Source organism: Alcanivorax sp. (assembly GCF_014762765.1).
Lineage (GTDB): Bacteria > Pseudomonadota > Gammaproteobacteria > Pseudomonadales > Alcanivoracaceae > Alcanivorax.
The window spans coordinates 1-15,723 of the sequence record NZ_JABURH010000168.1 but is presented as its reverse complement, the minus strand read 5'-3'; the positions used below and the strand labels follow the sequence as shown (position 1 = coordinate 15,723).

The window sequence follows — 15,723 nt, the reverse complement described above, 5'->3', positions numbered from 1 at the left end:
AACCGATCAGGGCAGACACCACCAGCGCCACCACAGCCCAGTGCCGCTGGGTCACCAGGGTGGGATACATCAATAATGGTGTGATCACCAGCACCGGCAGCAACACCGCAAGAAAAAATTTAGCAAGATAATAGATCCCCATGGCCTGGGCACTGCGGTAACCGGCGCGAACCAGTCGGGCACGAATCCGGGACTGCTTCCACTTATCGTCAGGCACCACCAGGCGAGCCATCGGTTGTAGCCATTTAACCGTGAATGGCCCCTCCTCCGTGGCTTTTCCATGCCCTCTCTCACCCGAAGCAAGCCCCTGAATTTCACGCAAACGACGGTCGAAGGTGGCATTACCACTGAACAACCAGTTCCCCACTGACGCCACAATGATGACCGTCAAGAGAAACAGGGACCCCATTATCAGGACTGACAAGCTAATTCCTTCCAGCATGACATCTCTCCTTGATCAGACCCTGAAGTTGATCATCCGGTGAATGACAATGTATCCCAGCAACATCAGCCCCAGTTGAGCACCGATCACGATGTAACCCATGGTGGTTTCCACCAGCGTGTAAAGATACGTAGGGTTCAATAGCAACAGCGCCCCGGCTACCACAAACGGCAAGGCAATAAGGATATTGGCAGAAAACTTCATCTCTGCAGCAAGCACTCGAATCTCCCGGAAGGTTCTTGCCCGCGAGCGCATCACCGCAGAAAGGCGGTTAAGGACCTCGGCCAGATTGCCACCGGTGGATTTCTGAATCAGCACCGCGGTGATGAAGTAACGCATTTCCTCACTACTGCTTCGCTGGGCCAGATGACGCAGGGTGTCTTCCAGGTCCATACCGAAGTTCAACTCATCAAAGGTGGTGGCAAACTCGGGGGCAATCGGTTCTGCCATTTCCCTACTGGCCTGCTTGATGGCCGCAGAGAACGGATTTCCGGCTCGCATGCTGCGGGCAAGAAAATCCATGGCCTCCGGTAATTGTTCCGAAATCTTACGGGCCCGCTCCCGCTTCTTCGCCTTTACATAGGCATAGGGAACATAGAATCCCAGTAGCATGGCAATCGGCAATGCCAGGAACCAGAACACCTTGAGAAGAAGCCAGAGAATCAGAAAAGTCAGCACAAACAGGGAAAGCTGAATCAACAGATAGCGTGAGACCGTGAGATCCACCCCGGATTGAACCAGCATTCGATCCAGGGAATGTGAACGGGGAAACATAGCCAGAATCCGGTTTAACGCCGGCACCTCACTGAACGTTCGCCGGCGCAACAGAGACAACGCCTCTTCATTGCTGAGCCCGGAAGCCGAAAGATTACGAAGCCGCTTGCTCACCGCCTGGGTGCGTTCCACATTCATGGAACGGTAAAGCATATAGAAGCCTTCAATCAGCCCCACCACGGCCAGAAACGCAATCAGCGATATGATGATAGTGATTTCATTGATAATCATGGCCGCCCCCTATTCGTAAACACGATCAGGATCGAAAACACCTTCATCAAGCGCAACACCACGCTCTTTGATCCGCTGCATCATCATGGGGCGAATGCCCGTAGCCCGGAACTCCCCCTGGACTTTGCCGTTCTCATCCACACCCAATCGTTTGAACTGGAAAATCTCCTGCATGTTCACCACATTTTGCTCCATACCGGTAATTTCCTGGACGCTGATCACCGCACGCCGACCATCAGAAAGTCGCTCGGTCTGCACAATAAGGTCCAGGGCGGCAGCGATCTGCTGGCGGATGACATTGGGAGAAATGGAGACACCCGCCATGCCGATCATGTGCTCCAGACGAGAAATGCCATCGCGGGCCGAATTGGCATGAATAGTAGAGAGTGAGCCGTCATGACCGGTGTTCATGGCCTGCAACATATCCAGTGCTTCCTCGCCGCGCACCTCACCGACCACAATCCGATCGGGGCGCATTCTCAAGGCATTCCTCACCAGGTCGCGGGCAATAACAGCCCCTTTCCCTTCAATATTGGCAGGGCGCGTTTCCAGTCTCCCCACATGGGGCTGCTGTAACTGCAGTTCGGCTGAATCCTCGATGGTCAGGATTCGTTCATTGGCAGGGATAAAACCGGACACAACATTCAGCAGCGTGGTTTTCCCTGAGCCAGTACCCCCGGAAATAAGGATGTTGGTTCTCGCCTTGACCGCGGCTTTCAGAAACTCGGCAATCGGCTGGGTAATCGATCGAAAATTCATCAGGTCAGTGACCGTTAGTGGGTCTGCCGCGAATTTACGAATAGACAGCAGGGGCCCATCCACCGCCAGCGGCGGAATGATGGCATTGACCCGCGAGCCATCCATCAGGCGGGCATCCACCATGGGGCTGGATTCATCTACCCGGCGACCGACTGCACCGGCAATTTTCTGGATGATTCGCATCAAGTGATCATTGTTCTGAAAACGGATATTGACCTTTTCCAGCACCCCATGGCGCTCGATATAACAGGTGTCAGCGGTGTTGATCAGGATATCCGAGATGGACGGGTCGTGAAGAAGAGGCTCAAGCGGCCCCATACCCAGCACTTCGTTTTCCACGTTTTCGATTAGTACGCTCTGTTCATGCTCATTGAGCACAAACCCGTTTTCATCAATCAGATCACGCAAGGCAAGCCGGATCTGGTTTCGCACCAGCTTTTCCTCCATCTTTTCCATCTGACGGAGATCCAGGCGTTCCATTAACAGTGAGTGCACCTTCTTCTGCACTGCACTGAAATCCATCTCATCAATCCCTCTTTCACTGGCAAACATGGTGAACTCCTTTCTCAATGCCGCCCGATAAGCCGCCCCAGAAGGCCAGCTTGCTCTCTTTTTTCACCGGTAAGTTCTTCCACGATCTTTTCGGATATTTGATGTATATCCTTACTGATACGGCTATGTTTTGCGTGCTTACTCAATGGCATGCCATGATCCTGCGACCCCATGACGGCATCGTAGTCGTTGGCAATACGAACCATATTTTCAACCTTCAACGTGTCATGAATCTGTTTATCGGTCACCGTGGAGTGTTTCGAGCGATAACGGTTATCCACAATGGTGATATCACCATCATCAATACCCACGCTGTGAAAATAGGACATCAGCAAACGGGCATCACGCAACACCGCCAGACTTCGCTGGATCACCACATAGATACTGTCACTGGCTTTGAGAATCTCCTCATTCCAGTCGTTAATCGCTTTGGGAAGATCCAGCACCACCACATCAAACGTTTGCTTCACTACATCCAGGAATTTTTTGACATCAGCGGAACTAACTCGATCAAGTCGAGTAATCTTGTTTGGCGCAGGCAACGCATAAAGACCGGAATCATGGCGACTCATCATGGCGTTGAACATGGTCTTGTCGAGTCTCGATGCCTGTCCCAGCGCGTCCATGACATTTGCCTGCCACTTAACATCCAGGTACAGAGACACGCTACCGAACTGAATATCCAGATCGATCAGAGCCACTTTCAAGTCTTCATCCATGGCGGCAATGTCACAGGCAATATTCACAGCGATGGTTGTGGCACCACTGCCAGATTTGCTGTTGATAACAGAAATAATCTTCCCTTTTCTCGCATCTACATCCGGCCCCAGTCCGGTTTTCAACCTGGAGAGCTCTCTCTTCAAGTCTTCTTCGGAGGGGGGTATGGGAATGACATCACGGGCGCCAACCCGCATCAGGCGACGAATAACGTCAACACCGGGTTCACGGAAAGCGGCATAGACGGGAATATCAGGAAGCTCGCTGATCAATGCCTCAATATGCGAAGGATCCTGCTCGCCCTCGTCATTACCCTCGACAATGACAGCATGGCAGCTAGACTCATGGACTTTCGCCACCAAGCTGCCGTTGAGTGTATAGGGCAGTGCAACAAACCCGGCTTTCAGCCCTGTGACGATCTGGCCAAACTGAGCCTTGGTAGTCTCATTGCGGTATATCAGTCCGATAACCAATCCTGTACTCATCCTTGCTCCCTCTGAATTGCTTCAGGGTGTATTCAGGTCTTCACTGACCCGTGTGCTGGTAAAATCCGGTAGCGTAAGATTCGGGTCCAACCCGATCACGCCCGGCAGAACCAATTCGTATTGCTGACCGACAATAGAAACAGAGACTTCTCTGACAGGCCGCGGATTACCGGAAAACCCCGTGGAAGAGCAGCCGTAGCGCACGGTTACATTGGCTGCCTCTAGGTCCTGATAGAGCGAATTCATTTCATTCATCAGATCGGCACAGTTGGCCGAATCACAGCTCACCGTCACGTTCGTCACAGCGGAACAGTCCAAAGAGGAAATATCGGTCACCGCGTCATTGACGATGGCATAACGGGCTCCGGCACGGGTGGAGTCCACAGCTCGCGTCCAGGTAAAAATCACCAACGCCAGTTCGATGATGGCAAAGATAAGAAGCAGGAAAAGCGGTAGCGTGATCGCCATTTCAACCATGGTTGACCCACGCTCGCGCTTTCTTGATAGGCATTTATTCACCATGGTAACGCTCCTCCACGGTGGCACTGAGAGTGATAGGCCCCAGATCCAGGAAAGGCACGATGGTGTCGCCAAAGATGGCGCTGAAGTCCACAGAAGCTGTGGCAATAATCACGCAAGCGTTATCACCACCGGTGACCATGCGCTGCTCCAGTGTGAAGCTCACATCTCCCGCATTCAGGTCTGGCAGTAAGGCATTACCGTTTCCTGCCTGATTACCAAAAGCCACCAGATTTGCGGCATTATTGATGGAAGCACCCCACTGCGCTGCCTGCGTGCAATCGGCATTCACGCTTTGTGTGGAACGACTCATATAACGAGCGCCAGACGCCACGGCCTTGCTCAGGGTGTTTTGCTGGTAGATCGCGCGGCCCATCTCGGTAATACCGAACACCAGCACAATCATCAACGGCAGCAGGATGGCAAACTCCACCATGGCCGCACCTGCCTGACGTGCAGGCAACTTATTCATACAGTTGAATCTGCACATGATAATTATCATCCGTATCCTGGGCCCAGCCGATGAATTCCCCATAGAACGTCACATCCGGAGGACCTTCCGCCGGCCTCACCAGAAACATCCTGGCAAAACCATCCCTGGGAAAAATCACACCACTTTTCTTGCCGCCGGTTATGCCCAATGCCTCGCAGCTCAGCACGGCCATGTTCATGACGCGTCGAGACTCCTGACCTGCCGGGTCTGAAGGTTGTCCGTCCACAGGAATGCTGTTGGCGATTTCGTGCTGGTACACCTCATGCCGGGTCGGACGACTCACGTTGCTCCAGCCATTTGGCGCCGGTGTGCCATGGTTCGTTGACCAGTAGCTATCAAAGTCCCAATCACCGGCACCAATCCGGCTATCCACTGGATCAGAACTACTATCCAGCGGATAAGGCACCACATTGGGAGCCGGCGGCCAGTCACTGTCATAATTCTGGAAAGGGTTGGGGCCGTCATAAATACCGAACCGGGTATTCCATCCGGCTCTGGTCTTGGCCGTCATTGAGCCTGTCTGGGTGGTGAACGTTGCGGGCTGGCAGCCCACATCACCTTCATTGGCGATAAACAGCGACACATCATTTGCTCCGGGACCCGCGTTAGGCGGCTGAAGGAACCCGAAATTACCACTACTCCACTGATTGGATCCCTGCTGTCGCATTTCGATATGGGCACCCACTTCCATTTCTTCGCTGAAATGGGATCCCTCAGGCTCCCAGGGATCGCACATGGCCATGGGAGGATAATTGCAGGTGAAGAAGTTTCGCCCAGCCAAAGCATCGGTTACCGCGGAGGCTGTCTCCGCAGTGTCGATACCCAGGGCGCCAAGCACAGGCAAAAAGATCAGGTCTGACGTGAATCGGTCACCATCACCCACCAGAGTCGGATCCAGAGTAACTCTCACATAGTGAGTATCCACATCGGATGTGGCAGCGTATTTGCCTGGTTCAACTTCGCCACCACTACAAAAATCTGAAAATCCCGGATCGGAAGGCTTCACATCCGTCTCACTGCCAATGACGCAGAAGAAATCAAATGCTTCATCCGGCAAGCCCGTGGCACCAAGCAATTCAGTAACACGGGCAAAGCGAGCATCATGCTCCAGCAGATCTCTGGCGGCAGCACGAGCGCGATCCTGGGCGTTATTATCTGAGTTCAGCTCCGCTGCTGCAGCCAGAGCGGCCGCATCTGCCGCGTTCTGCATATCAGTTCGCATCATCAGAACCCGCCCAACATCGATGGCCAAAGCGGCGATACCGATCAGTATCACGATCAGTATGGCCATCATCACCATATAGGCCCCGCGCTGCTGCCTTTTCATCACCGTCACCTTTCATCGATCATTCAGAGACATCTTCAACGATCCGTCCTTCCTCAACTTTTCCATCATCCTTGAGGAAACGTTCGTAACCCGCATCCAGCTTTCCGCCATGGGTACTGATCACTGGATGATCCTTGTAGCGGGCATCCGGATTGATCACCTGAACCTGAGCATTATGATTCACGCTGTAACCGTAATCCGGCCGCAGTGATTCTCTTGCACAGGCGCTCAGAAACATCACCATTATCACCGTCATGATCCTATTCATTGTTCGCTACCTCCCTGATCTGGTGACCGAACTTGCCGTGCAAGCCGCCACGACTTGACGTGTCCTGTGAATCCTCATTTTCCTGTTCACGGGCATTGCGATTCCGGGTTGGCTTGTGTTCAAGAAAACCCATCAAATACTGGTCGATGTCACTGGGGGGAACGAAAACGTCCGTGGGCAGGGCGTACTGATCAACCCGTTTCGGTGTCACCAGTTTCGGCGTCACAATAACCACCAGTTCGCTTTCGTTACGTTTGAACTCGGTGGAGCGGAACAAGGCACCCAATACCGGAATACTGCCCAGCCCCGGAACCTGGTTGATCACGTTATTCAAGTCATCCTGAATCAGGCCGGCAATGGCAAAGGCCTGTCCATCGGCCATTTCCACAGTGGTTCCGGTACGACGAGTGACAAAGCCAGGAATATTGAATCCTGATGCCTGAAAGCCATTGGAAGGATCGATAGCAGAGACTTCCGCGTTCAGCTTGATATTGATGCTGTCATCCGAAAGAACTGTAGGTACAAACTTGAGGCCAACCCCAAATTCCTTGAACACCACCGTGATGGTGACATTACCTTCATCACCATTCTGCGCCACCGGGATAGCCACCTCACCCCCGGCCAGAAAGCTGGCCTCCTGACCGGACAAGGCAGTCAGGTTGGGCTTGGCCAGCACCTTGGCCAGACCTTCACGCTCCAAAGCGTCGAGCCGCACACTGATACCGTTATAGCCAAAGATAGTAGAAGCTGGATCGGTAAATATTGATGAAAGAAACGGGATATTATTCGGCGCTATACCGGTAGCCGTGGCCAGGGTCTTGACCCCATCACGATTAAAGGCCTGGAGACTGACGCCCAGTTCCTGCAGCGATGTCCTCTTGATCTCGGCAATACGCACTTCCAGCATCACCTGAGTACCGCCGCCTACTTCCAGCATATTTACCACTTTATCTTTCGGCGCAAAGCTCCGCGCTACAGACAGAGCCTGCTCCATGGCCATGACACTGGAGGCTTTTCCAGAAAGAATGACCTGATCATTGGCGCCGCGGATCTGTATTCCCTGCTCCTCAGGCATAAGTTCATAAATGCGACGCTTCATCTGGTCCATGTCGTAGCCGACAATCACATCCATCAGCGCCACAAGATTTCGGTTTTTGTCCCGGAATGCCAGATTGGTATGACCGGGCTTCATTCCCAGAATCAGAACATGCCGCGAGGACAACAGCTTAATATCCGCAATCTCGGGGTTACCGATCACCACCTGATCCAGGGGTGACGGGGAATAGATCATTTGTGACTTACCCAGGGAAAGCGACAATTCCTCTTTCTGAAGCCCATCACTAAATTGCAGTTCATAGCCTTCCGAAGCGTAAACGGTAGATACCATTGCCATCATGAATGCCGCTACCGCACACATTGACCAGCCAGGTAACCGAATTTCAGTATTCATCCTCATTATCCTTCCTCCCTGGAATCCTATTGCGCACCGGCCGGTGCTGGCGTTTTCTGACGAACTTCCCCTTCTTTGACAGTCTGGTTTTCCACTTCCAGTCCACGAATCACTTCAACCTGTGGCTTGGGAGGGGCACGCCGAACCCGCCGAACCACTTTGGTTTCCCGCTCCGGCTCCTCTGTCAGTAGATCCTTGTAAGTCACCAATTCGGTTTCGACGATCGATGCGTCGAACTCGTTTCTCAGAAGCAGGTTAAGATCCCCTGTCTTGGCCGCCAGAACAATTCTCTGACCATCGAAAGGAGCGACCAGAATAGTGATGGCGTTAACTACTTTCGGCTCGGTATCTGTTTCACTGGAGCGCTGATCAATGCCCAGAACTTTGGCATTCTGCAATATCACCCGGGTTACCGGATTTTTGTCAGAGCGGCCAAAGGTGGTGGTGTGAAGCACATCCACATAGTCACCGGGCATGACAAAGCCCCCTACGCCCTTTATTTCATTCACGGACAAGGTAACGGCACGTTGGTCTTCCGGGATTTTTGACGGCAAGCCCCCGCGTGCGCCATATGGGGAAAGCTTGTACTTAAGAATCGGCTCGCCTTTTTTAGCCTGTGTGAGAATAAGGGGCGGTTTTTCCTGCAGCAGCGCAGACTTGGTGCGAAATGCTCCTTCCGGCACGCTGGATTCCGGCCAGTCCACCACATTCAACAGCACCTCATCCAACCGGGTTCCACTGTTAAGGTCAGCCGCGGCCACCACCACCGGCACGGTGGCGATGGTTCGCATATCCGATCGACTGCTGACTTCGCGCTGCAAAAACTGGTTAACCAGGTAGACTGTCAGCCCACCGAGAATAATGGCCACCAAAAGAATTAATAGCGGTCGCAACTGCATGAGGAATCTCCTTTTCCGTCCCTTCCCGTATCACCCGCCTTCATTACGGTAGCGGCGATACTCCTGAAACTGTGAGTACCGCACCGGCAGCGATGGCCACCGCATACGGTAATTTTACCTGACTGCCGTCCTGCTCCATTTCGCCGGCAGGTACACCCCGTACCACTGCAAACAATCTTTTCCCTGTTTGTCGAAAAGCGCCGTTCACAACTATCGCCAGTACCGCCAATACAAGGCCGCACAGTGCTGTATTCAGTAATAATTCAGGAACCAGGGAGAGCCCGGTTATCAGCGCAACCAGCGACAGCAACTTCACATCGCCTGCGCCCAGCCAGCCCAATAACCAGAAAACAAAAACCGAGAGAAAGACTATTCCTGCGGCAGCAAGGTGCGAGGGCAACACGGAGGCACCTTGTACGAGAAATAAAACGGCAGGAATAACAAGAATAAAAAAAGCGATAAGACGATTCGGGATTCGCCTTTCGGTGATGTCGTAATACACCGCCGGCATCAATAGGGATAAGGTCAGAACAAGAGTCACCATTTCCGGATCACCTCCTCTGCCCGCCTTGCGGCGGGCAGAGTCTCTGGATCAGCTATATCGGTTAATTGTTTGCAGCGTTCAATTCTGTGTTAACGGTTCCGAAGGATGTATTTACCTCCTGACCGATAAGAACAATCGTTGCAATAGCGACCACGGAAATCAGAGCGACCAGGATTGCATATTCCACCATGGTGGCCCCGTCTTCTTCTTTGATGAATTGCATAAACAGCTGTTTCATGACTTGTCCTCCAGACATCAAACTTTCCTTTAGTTAGCCGCCTGTAAAATATGTCAGCCTTGCAAAGCTGGTCACATAAACAATGCGGACATACATCATTTGGCGCTTGCACAACGGGCAAATATATTTGTTTGCTGTTTAGGGGGATTAATCTTTCTGTAACCTGTTTCTGCTAGGGAAAATGAATACCGTTCCTCCCCTGCTTTTTTTCTTTATAAATCAATCAAATACTCCATACCCCAAATGAGTTAAAGCATAAAAAATACGATAAGCGATTGAATTTCTTGAGGAATAGGGAATGTTAATATACGACTTTCGTTGTAAGCCATTTCGTAACCAGAGGACGCTGGACTCATTACGAACAAGGTTCTCTGCATAAAACACCGAGCTTTTTATATTTTTATATTCTTCCTGAACCCTCTCTCACCCTGCCATACCGACTTCAAAAGGTGGCTTTTGCAGGGTTTTGCAAAGCGACAAGGCACAAATTGCCGAGAAGTGTCCTGTTCAGTACCCTTTATAAAACGGCAACAGGCCCGCAATCATGAGCCAGCCCATCAGTCAGCGTGGCCAGAAACGTCAGCAGGCCATCCTTGAAGCTGCCACGAACACCTTCCTTCAGCACGGCTATGAAGGCACCACACTGGACATGATCATCAGCCAGGCTGGCGGCTCCCGGCGCAGCCTCTATGACTATTTTGGTGACAAGCAGGGACTGTTCAGCGCGGTCATTCGTTATCACGCCGACAAACTGGTGGAAGAAGTACGCTCTATCGATGTGATTGGCATGTCTGCCCGTGACGGGCTGACGATGCTGGCAAAGAACTTTGTGTTCGCCCTCCTGGAGCCGCTCAATCTGGAGCTGTACCGTCTACTGATCAGCCACGCCCCGGCCTTTCCGGAGCTGGGGCGCACGGTCTACCAGGCCGGGCCGGAATTGCTACTCAGCGAGCTGGAACAGTATTTGAAACATCTGCAGCGAGAGGGAGAACTGCCAGCCAAGCTACCTACCCCGCATACCGCCCGCCAGTTCCTGGGCATGGTGAAGGCCGAGTTCCAACTGTGCGCCCTGCTGGCACCGGAGCAACTACCCTCAAAAAGCGCGATCAGCGCACATATTCATGACTGTGTGACTTTTTTGTTAGACAACCGTTAGTCCAGCCATTGGCACCTTTCATCACCCCGGTATACATTATGGTTAGCTGTCACTCTGGCTTTGGGGGCTAAGATGGCAAGAGCAGACATGTGACGGGGCTCACAATATGAATAAGTTTTCACTGGTGCTGCTGGCAGTTTTCTTGCCTATAGCTACCAGCTATGGCGACACGCCTGATAAGACGTTTCTTAAGCAGGTGTACGCCAACGGCGGCAAAACGCTGTATTGCCAGGAAGCTTTCCAGGCCGATGATCGGGTTTCTCTAGAACATATCTATGACGAGCGCCGGCTTGCCCAACATTTTGGTTGCCGAACCAGTCGGCTATGCCAGAGCAATCGCCAGTTTGTCGAGGTCTCACGGGACCGCCACAGCCTGTTCCCGGTAACGCGACACGCTGAACTTGACCGGCGCCGGACCCTTCTGGGCGATCTGCCTGCCACCACAGCCACGGATCCCGAGTGTGGTTACAAGCAAGCCTTTCAGGTGTTCGAACCACCAACGTCCGCCAAGGGTGATGTGGCCAGGGCCATGCTGTACTTGTACGACAGGTATGACATCCCCATGCTGGGCACGTTGGAGATGTACCAGCGCTGGCACCGGGATGACCCGGTGGACGACGAGGAACGTCGCCGCAATAACGTGATCGAGCAGATACAGGGCAACCGCAACCCTTTCATCGATGAACCGGATCGCGCGGAATCTCTGCAAGGCAGTTCGCCGTTGAATATGCAGTTTCCGTAAACAGCGGCAAGCCACAAGCTCCAAGCTGCAACACGAAGACGGGCCGTTGGCCACTGCAATGTCGGACCCCGCGCTGGACTTCTCACACAAAAAAACCGCACCCGGAAGGGTAGCGGTTTTTTTGTAGCTTGTAGCTTGTAGCTTGTAGCTATTTAGAACAACTCGCCGTCCAGACCCATCATGGTATCCGCCCCACTTTTGATCTGGGCAAACAAGGCATGGGCCTTGGGCAGGACGCGCTGGAAGTAGTACTGGCAGGTGACGCGCTTGGCCTTGGCGAAATCGTCGTCACGACCATCGGTGGCTGCCAGCATCTGCGCCCACAACCAGGCATAGAGCACATAGCCGAACAGGTCCAGATACTCCACCGCGGCAGCGCTGATCGCGTCCGGATTGCTGGCCGCCTGGGACAGCAGTTCGTCGGTGGCGTCCTTGAGCAGGGTCAGCGCCGCCTGCAGCTCACTGCTGATGGTAGCCAGCTGGCCGTTAGCGCTGTTTTCCTCGGCCCAGGCCTGGGCATCCGCCAGGAACGCCTCAACAGACTTGCCGCCATTACGCGCCACTTTACGGCCCGCCAGGTCCAGAGCCTGGATGCCGTTGGTGCCTTCGTAGATCTGGGAAATGCGGCAGTCGCGCACGAACTGCTCCATGCCCCACTCACGGATATAACCGTGGCCACCGAAGACCTGCTGCCCGGTGATAGTGGTGTCCAGCCCCCGGTCGGTAAAGAAGGCCTTGGCCACCGGCGTCAGCAGGGCCACCCGATCTTCCGCCTTTTTCTTGGCGTCCGCGTCTTCGCTGAACTTGGCGGTATCCAGTTGCATCCCGACATAGGCGGCCAGGGCGCGGCCGCCTTCATTGATGGCGCGCATGTTCATCAGCATGCGACGCACGTCGCCGTGAACGATGATCGGGTCCGCCGGACCATTGGGGTTTTTCGCGCCAGTGGCACTGCGGCCCTGCAGACGTTCGCGGGCATAGTCCACCGCGCTCTGGTAGCTCACTTCACCCAGGCCCAGGCCCTGCAGGCCAATGGACAGACGCTCATAGTTCATCATGGTGAACATGCAGGCCAGCCCCTGATTCGGCTCGCCGATGATCCAGCCCTTGGCGTCGTCGAAGTTCATTACACAGGTGGCAGAGCCCTTGATCCCCATCTTGTGTTCGATGGAGCCACAGGTGGCCCCGTTGCCCTCACCCGCGTTGTTGTCCGCGTCGGGCAGGAATTTGGGTACCAGGAACAGGGAAATGCCCTTGGAGCCAGCGGGCGCATCCGGCAGTTTCGCCAGCACCAGGTGGATATGGTTGCTGGTCATGTCGTGCTCACCACCGGTGATGAAGATCTTGGTGCCGGTGATGTTGAAGGAACCGTCCGCGTTGGGCTCAGCCTTGGTACGCAGAATACCCAGGTCGGTGCCGGAGTGGGGCTCGGTCAGGCACATGGTGCCGCTCCACTCACCACTGTAGAGCTTGGGCAGATACTGCTCTTTCAGTTCCTGGCTGGCATGGGCATCAATGGCCAGGCAGGCGCCGCTGGTGAGTGCAGGATACAGGGCGAAGGAGGAGCAGGCGCTGTGCATCATTTCCTCGAACAGCACCGCCAGGGACTTGGGCATGCCCTGACCACCGAATTCCGGGTTTCCGGAAAACGCGCTCCAGCCGTTTTCCGCAAAGGTCTTGAAGGCATCTTTGAAGCCGTCCGGGGTGGTCACTTCACCGTCGTTCCAGGTGCAGCCCTGCTCGTCACCGTTACGGTTCAGCGGGAACAGCAAGCCTTCGGTCATCTTGCCCGCTTCTTCCAGAATGGCGTCGGACAGGTCGCGAGTTACCTCGGCGGTGGCAGGCATGGAGGCCCACAGCTGATCCGCTTTGAACACATCGTTGAGAACAAAACGCATGTCCTCGAGGGGCGCTTTATAGGTCGCCATTTGCACATCTCCCGAAAGTTGGCAGGGCGCAAATTTTAGGCAGGCAAAGCGTCAGGTAACAGGGTTATTTGTGACCCGCCGTTCATGGCCCCCACCGTTGACGCAAGAATCACGTATTGTGGATGAAATTGGGAACATTAAGGGCAGTTTGCGCACATTTTGCTTCATTTTCGCCGTATTCGAATAAATCCGCCGGCCTATTCAAGCGGCTCCGGTCGGCGCCACATCCACAGCAATACCCCGCAAAGAAACAGCGGCACACCGATTTTCACGTAATTCGGGGCGGCAGACAGGCTGATCAAGGCAATGCTGATCAACATCATGGTGGAGGCGGCGCACTTGGCACGGCGGGGAATGGCACGCTGTTCGCGCCACTGACGGATGTGGCTGCCATGGCGGGGATGGTGCAACAACCAGTGCTCAAGCCGCGGCCAGCCATGGCTGCCAGCCCAGGCGGCCAACAACAGAAAGACCACTGTCGGCATACCCGGGACCACCACACCGATCATGCCCAGCAGAACGAACAGGATTGCCGTTGAGCGCCAGCACAGCACCCTGACTGTCTCCATGTCTCCCCTCCTTAGAACAGGCAATTACCCCGCGAGAGAGTCATTACAGCATGCCCCATTTTCCGGGAATAAAAAAACCCGCCGGACGGCGGGTTTTGCGGATCAGTCGACGTGATAGGCCAGCGGATCGTCCAGGGCCGCCTCGCCTTCAGCCGCCTGCGGAGCGGCAGCTGGCCCGGAAATCGCTTTCATGCGCTCCTGCAGCTCTTCTGGGCTAACCGGCTGACCATTAAGGCTCAGGGCGCCGCCATTGGCGCTGAGCACACTGCTCCAGCGCTCGCCCTGCCTTTCTACCACGCCCTGCTCGGCCAAGGCTGTCAGCCGGGCGACGTAGGGCGCCGGCACCAGTGACTCGTGCATGTCCACGCGCACCTGCACATCCAGCATCTGCTGGATCTGCGCTTCATTGAGTGCCATTAGCTCGTCGGCCGGCAGGTTGTTGCCATCCAGCCCCAGGTAACGGGCTTTGCTGTCGACGGTGAGCTGTCGCTCGCCCTGGTGGTCCACCAGCATTTGCAGTGACAACTTACTGTCACCCGGGTGCAGCAGTTGCTCCGCAGCCACCTGGGTCATTTCTGCCAGCAGGGTCTGGATACGCATCATCTGCTGCTCCATGTCCTGCTCACCATTGCCGGACAGGGCGCCCATCAGGGCCTGGGTCTGGATTTCATCCATTTCACGGTTGAGTGCATGCACCTTGACCAGTGCCTGCCGGTCCAGACCGGCGTAGTCCATGCCCAGGTACGCGCTGTCCATGGGCAGCGGCACCATTGGCCCGCTGATATTCTCCAGCCATAAGCGGCTGTCGCCGCTAAGCGTATCACCGTGATCCTCGCTGTTGCCCTGCAGGGTCAGGTCAAACGCCAACATCGGCTGCTCCCCCTGGGACCAGCGCAACTGCTTGCCGGCAAGGTTGATATCCGCCAGCGGCAATTCACCGCCCAGCATGGCAACGATATCCACGGAACCTGTGAGTGAGTCCACCGCGAAACCCATTTTCGGGGAGGACACATCCAGCCCCCGCAGGGACAGGTAGGTGTTGACCGGGTAGGTGTCAGCGGTCGGACGCAACACGTCCAGCTGCAACTCCTCGAGCACCACCTTGCCCATGGGGGCCTCCAGATTCACTGGCGACACCGCCACCTTCATGGTCAGCCCACCATCAAAGCCATAGCGACTGTAACCGGTCACCGGCGGCTTGCCCTGGAAGATTTCATTCACCATGGCCGCCATTTCCGGGGGCAGCTCACGCAGATCTAGCACTTCCTCACTGGCGGCAATACCCACGAACAAGCCATCATCGGTCCAGGCGAAAGGACCATGGTGAATGGTGCTCAGGGAGCAGATTTGCCCGGACAACATCGCCAGGTTCGGATTGGATGCCAGCTCGCCCTGAGCGATCAGGCAGGTCACCGCCTCGGAACGGAACAGCCCGCGATCATAACGAAGCACGTCAAAAACAATATCGCTCTGCCCCGGAAGCACTTCCAGACCGGCCACTTCTTCGCGAACCAGCGTCTCGGCGCGCATGCCCACATAAAACGTAGCCCCCAGCCACGCCACAACCAGCACCACAATCAGTGCAACAAGCTTCTTCATGGATATATCCCCCTTATCCCTGTTATGTCTT

At 54.7% G+C, this 15,723-nt stretch carries 17 protein-coding genes; 2 read left to right on the top strand and 15 right to left on the bottom strand.

What is annotated here, in order from left to right:
- The 12 genes from HUJ17_RS12425 to HUJ17_RS12370 all read right to left on the bottom strand — a co-directional run.
- Positions 1 to 442 (bottom strand): hypothetical protein (locus HUJ17_RS12425; protein WP_290510989.1); only part of this gene is annotated, 442 nt, incomplete at its 3' end.
- A gap of 15 nt (positions 443 to 457) precedes the next feature.
- Positions 458 to 1,447 carry a type II secretion system F family protein gene (locus HUJ17_RS12420; RefSeq protein WP_290510988.1) on the bottom strand — a complete coding sequence of 330 codons (990 nt, stop codon included), beginning with the start codon at positions 1,445 to 1,447 and terminating at the stop codon, positions 458 to 460.
- Positions 1,448 to 1,456: 9 nt separating this feature from the next.
- Positions 1,457 to 2,758, bottom strand: coding sequence for a CpaF family protein (locus tag HUJ17_RS12415; RefSeq protein WP_290510987.1), 1,302 nt, complete (start codon positions 2,756 to 2,758; stop codon positions 1,457 to 1,459).
- A 14-nt stretch (positions 2,759 to 2,772) separates the two neighbouring features.
- Positions 2,773 to 3,960, bottom strand: a complete 1,188-nt coding sequence (locus HUJ17_RS12410) for an AAA family ATPase (protein WP_290510986.1) — start codon at positions 3,958 to 3,960, stop codon at positions 2,773 to 2,775.
- Positions 3,961 to 3,981: 21 nt separating this feature from the next.
- Positions 3,982 to 4,482 carry a TadE/TadG family type IV pilus assembly protein gene (locus HUJ17_RS12405; RefSeq protein ID WP_290510985.1) on the bottom strand — a complete coding sequence of 167 codons (501 nt, stop codon included), beginning with the start codon at positions 4,480 to 4,482 and terminating at the stop codon, positions 3,982 to 3,984.
- Positions 4,472 to 4,951 (bottom strand): TadE family protein, encoded by a 480-nt coding sequence (locus tag HUJ17_RS12400; protein ID WP_290510984.1) that lies wholly within the window; start codon positions 4,949 to 4,951, stop codon positions 4,472 to 4,474. Before HUJ17_RS12400 ends, HUJ17_RS12405 begins: the two co-directional genes overlap by 11 nt.
- Positions 4,944 to 6,299, bottom strand: coding sequence for a TadE/TadG family type IV pilus assembly protein (locus tag HUJ17_RS12395; protein WP_290510983.1), 1,356 nt, complete (start codon positions 6,297 to 6,299; stop codon positions 4,944 to 4,946). Before HUJ17_RS12395 ends, HUJ17_RS12400 begins: the two co-directional genes overlap by 8 nt.
- Positions 6,300 to 6,318: 19 nt before the next feature.
- On the bottom strand, positions 6,319 to 6,567 hold the full coding sequence (locus HUJ17_RS12390; protein ID WP_290510982.1) for a hypothetical protein: 249 nt from the start codon (positions 6,565 to 6,567) through the stop codon (positions 6,319 to 6,321).
- Complete coding sequence (locus HUJ17_RS12385; RefSeq protein WP_290510981.1) at positions 6,560 to 8,017, bottom strand: type II and III secretion system protein family protein; 1,458 nt, start codon at positions 8,015 to 8,017, stop codon at positions 6,560 to 6,562. Before HUJ17_RS12385 ends, HUJ17_RS12390 begins: the two co-directional genes overlap by 8 nt.
- A gap of 26 nt (positions 8,018 to 8,043) precedes the next feature.
- Entirely contained in the window at positions 8,044 to 8,916 is an 873-nt protein-coding gene (gene cpaB / locus HUJ17_RS12380) for a Flp pilus assembly protein CpaB (protein WP_290510980.1), read from the bottom strand.
- 43 nt (positions 8,917 to 8,959) lie between these two features.
- On the bottom strand, positions 8,960 to 9,460 hold the full coding sequence (locus HUJ17_RS12375; RefSeq protein WP_290510979.1) for a prepilin peptidase: 501 nt from the start codon (positions 9,458 to 9,460) through the stop codon (positions 8,960 to 8,962).
- Positions 9,461 to 9,521: 61 nt separating this feature from the next.
- On the bottom strand, positions 9,522 to 9,698 hold the full coding sequence (locus HUJ17_RS12370) for a Flp family type IVb pilin (protein WP_290510978.1): 177 nt from the start codon (positions 9,696 to 9,698) through the stop codon (positions 9,522 to 9,524).
- A gap of 544 nt (positions 9,699 to 10,242) precedes the next feature.
- Here HUJ17_RS12370 and HUJ17_RS12365 point away from each other — a divergent pair.
- Both HUJ17_RS12365 and HUJ17_RS12360 read left to right on the top strand, forming a co-directional pair.
- Entirely contained in the window at positions 10,243 to 10,854 is a 612-nt protein-coding gene (locus tag HUJ17_RS12365) for a TetR/AcrR family transcriptional regulator (RefSeq protein ID WP_290510977.1), read from the top strand.
- Positions 10,855 to 10,960: 106 nt separating this feature from the next.
- Positions 10,961 to 11,596, top strand: a complete 636-nt coding sequence (locus HUJ17_RS12360) for an endonuclease (protein ID WP_290510976.1) — start codon at positions 10,961 to 10,963, stop codon at positions 11,594 to 11,596.
- 152 nt (positions 11,597 to 11,748) lie between these two features.
- Here HUJ17_RS12360 and HUJ17_RS12355 read toward each other — a convergent pair whose 3' ends face one another.
- The 3 genes from HUJ17_RS12355 to HUJ17_RS12345 all read right to left on the bottom strand — a co-directional run bounded on the left by HUJ17_RS12355 (position 11,749) and on the right by HUJ17_RS12345 (position 15,692).
- Positions 11,749 to 13,524: an acyl-CoA dehydrogenase C-terminal domain-containing protein gene (locus HUJ17_RS12355; RefSeq protein ID WP_290510975.1), complete on the bottom strand. Its 1,776-nt coding sequence runs from the start codon at positions 13,522 to 13,524 to the stop codon at positions 11,749 to 11,751.
- A gap of 197 nt (positions 13,525 to 13,721) precedes the next feature.
- Positions 13,722 to 14,093, bottom strand: coding sequence for a YbaN family protein (locus tag HUJ17_RS12350; protein WP_290510974.1), 372 nt, complete (start codon positions 14,091 to 14,093; stop codon positions 13,722 to 13,724).
- A 102-nt stretch (positions 14,094 to 14,195) separates the two neighbouring features.
- On the bottom strand, positions 14,196 to 15,692 hold the full coding sequence (locus tag HUJ17_RS12345; protein WP_290510973.1) for a DUF945 family protein: 1,497 nt from the start codon (positions 15,690 to 15,692) through the stop codon (positions 14,196 to 14,198).
- Between the last annotated feature and the right edge of the window lie 31 nt (positions 15,693 to 15,723).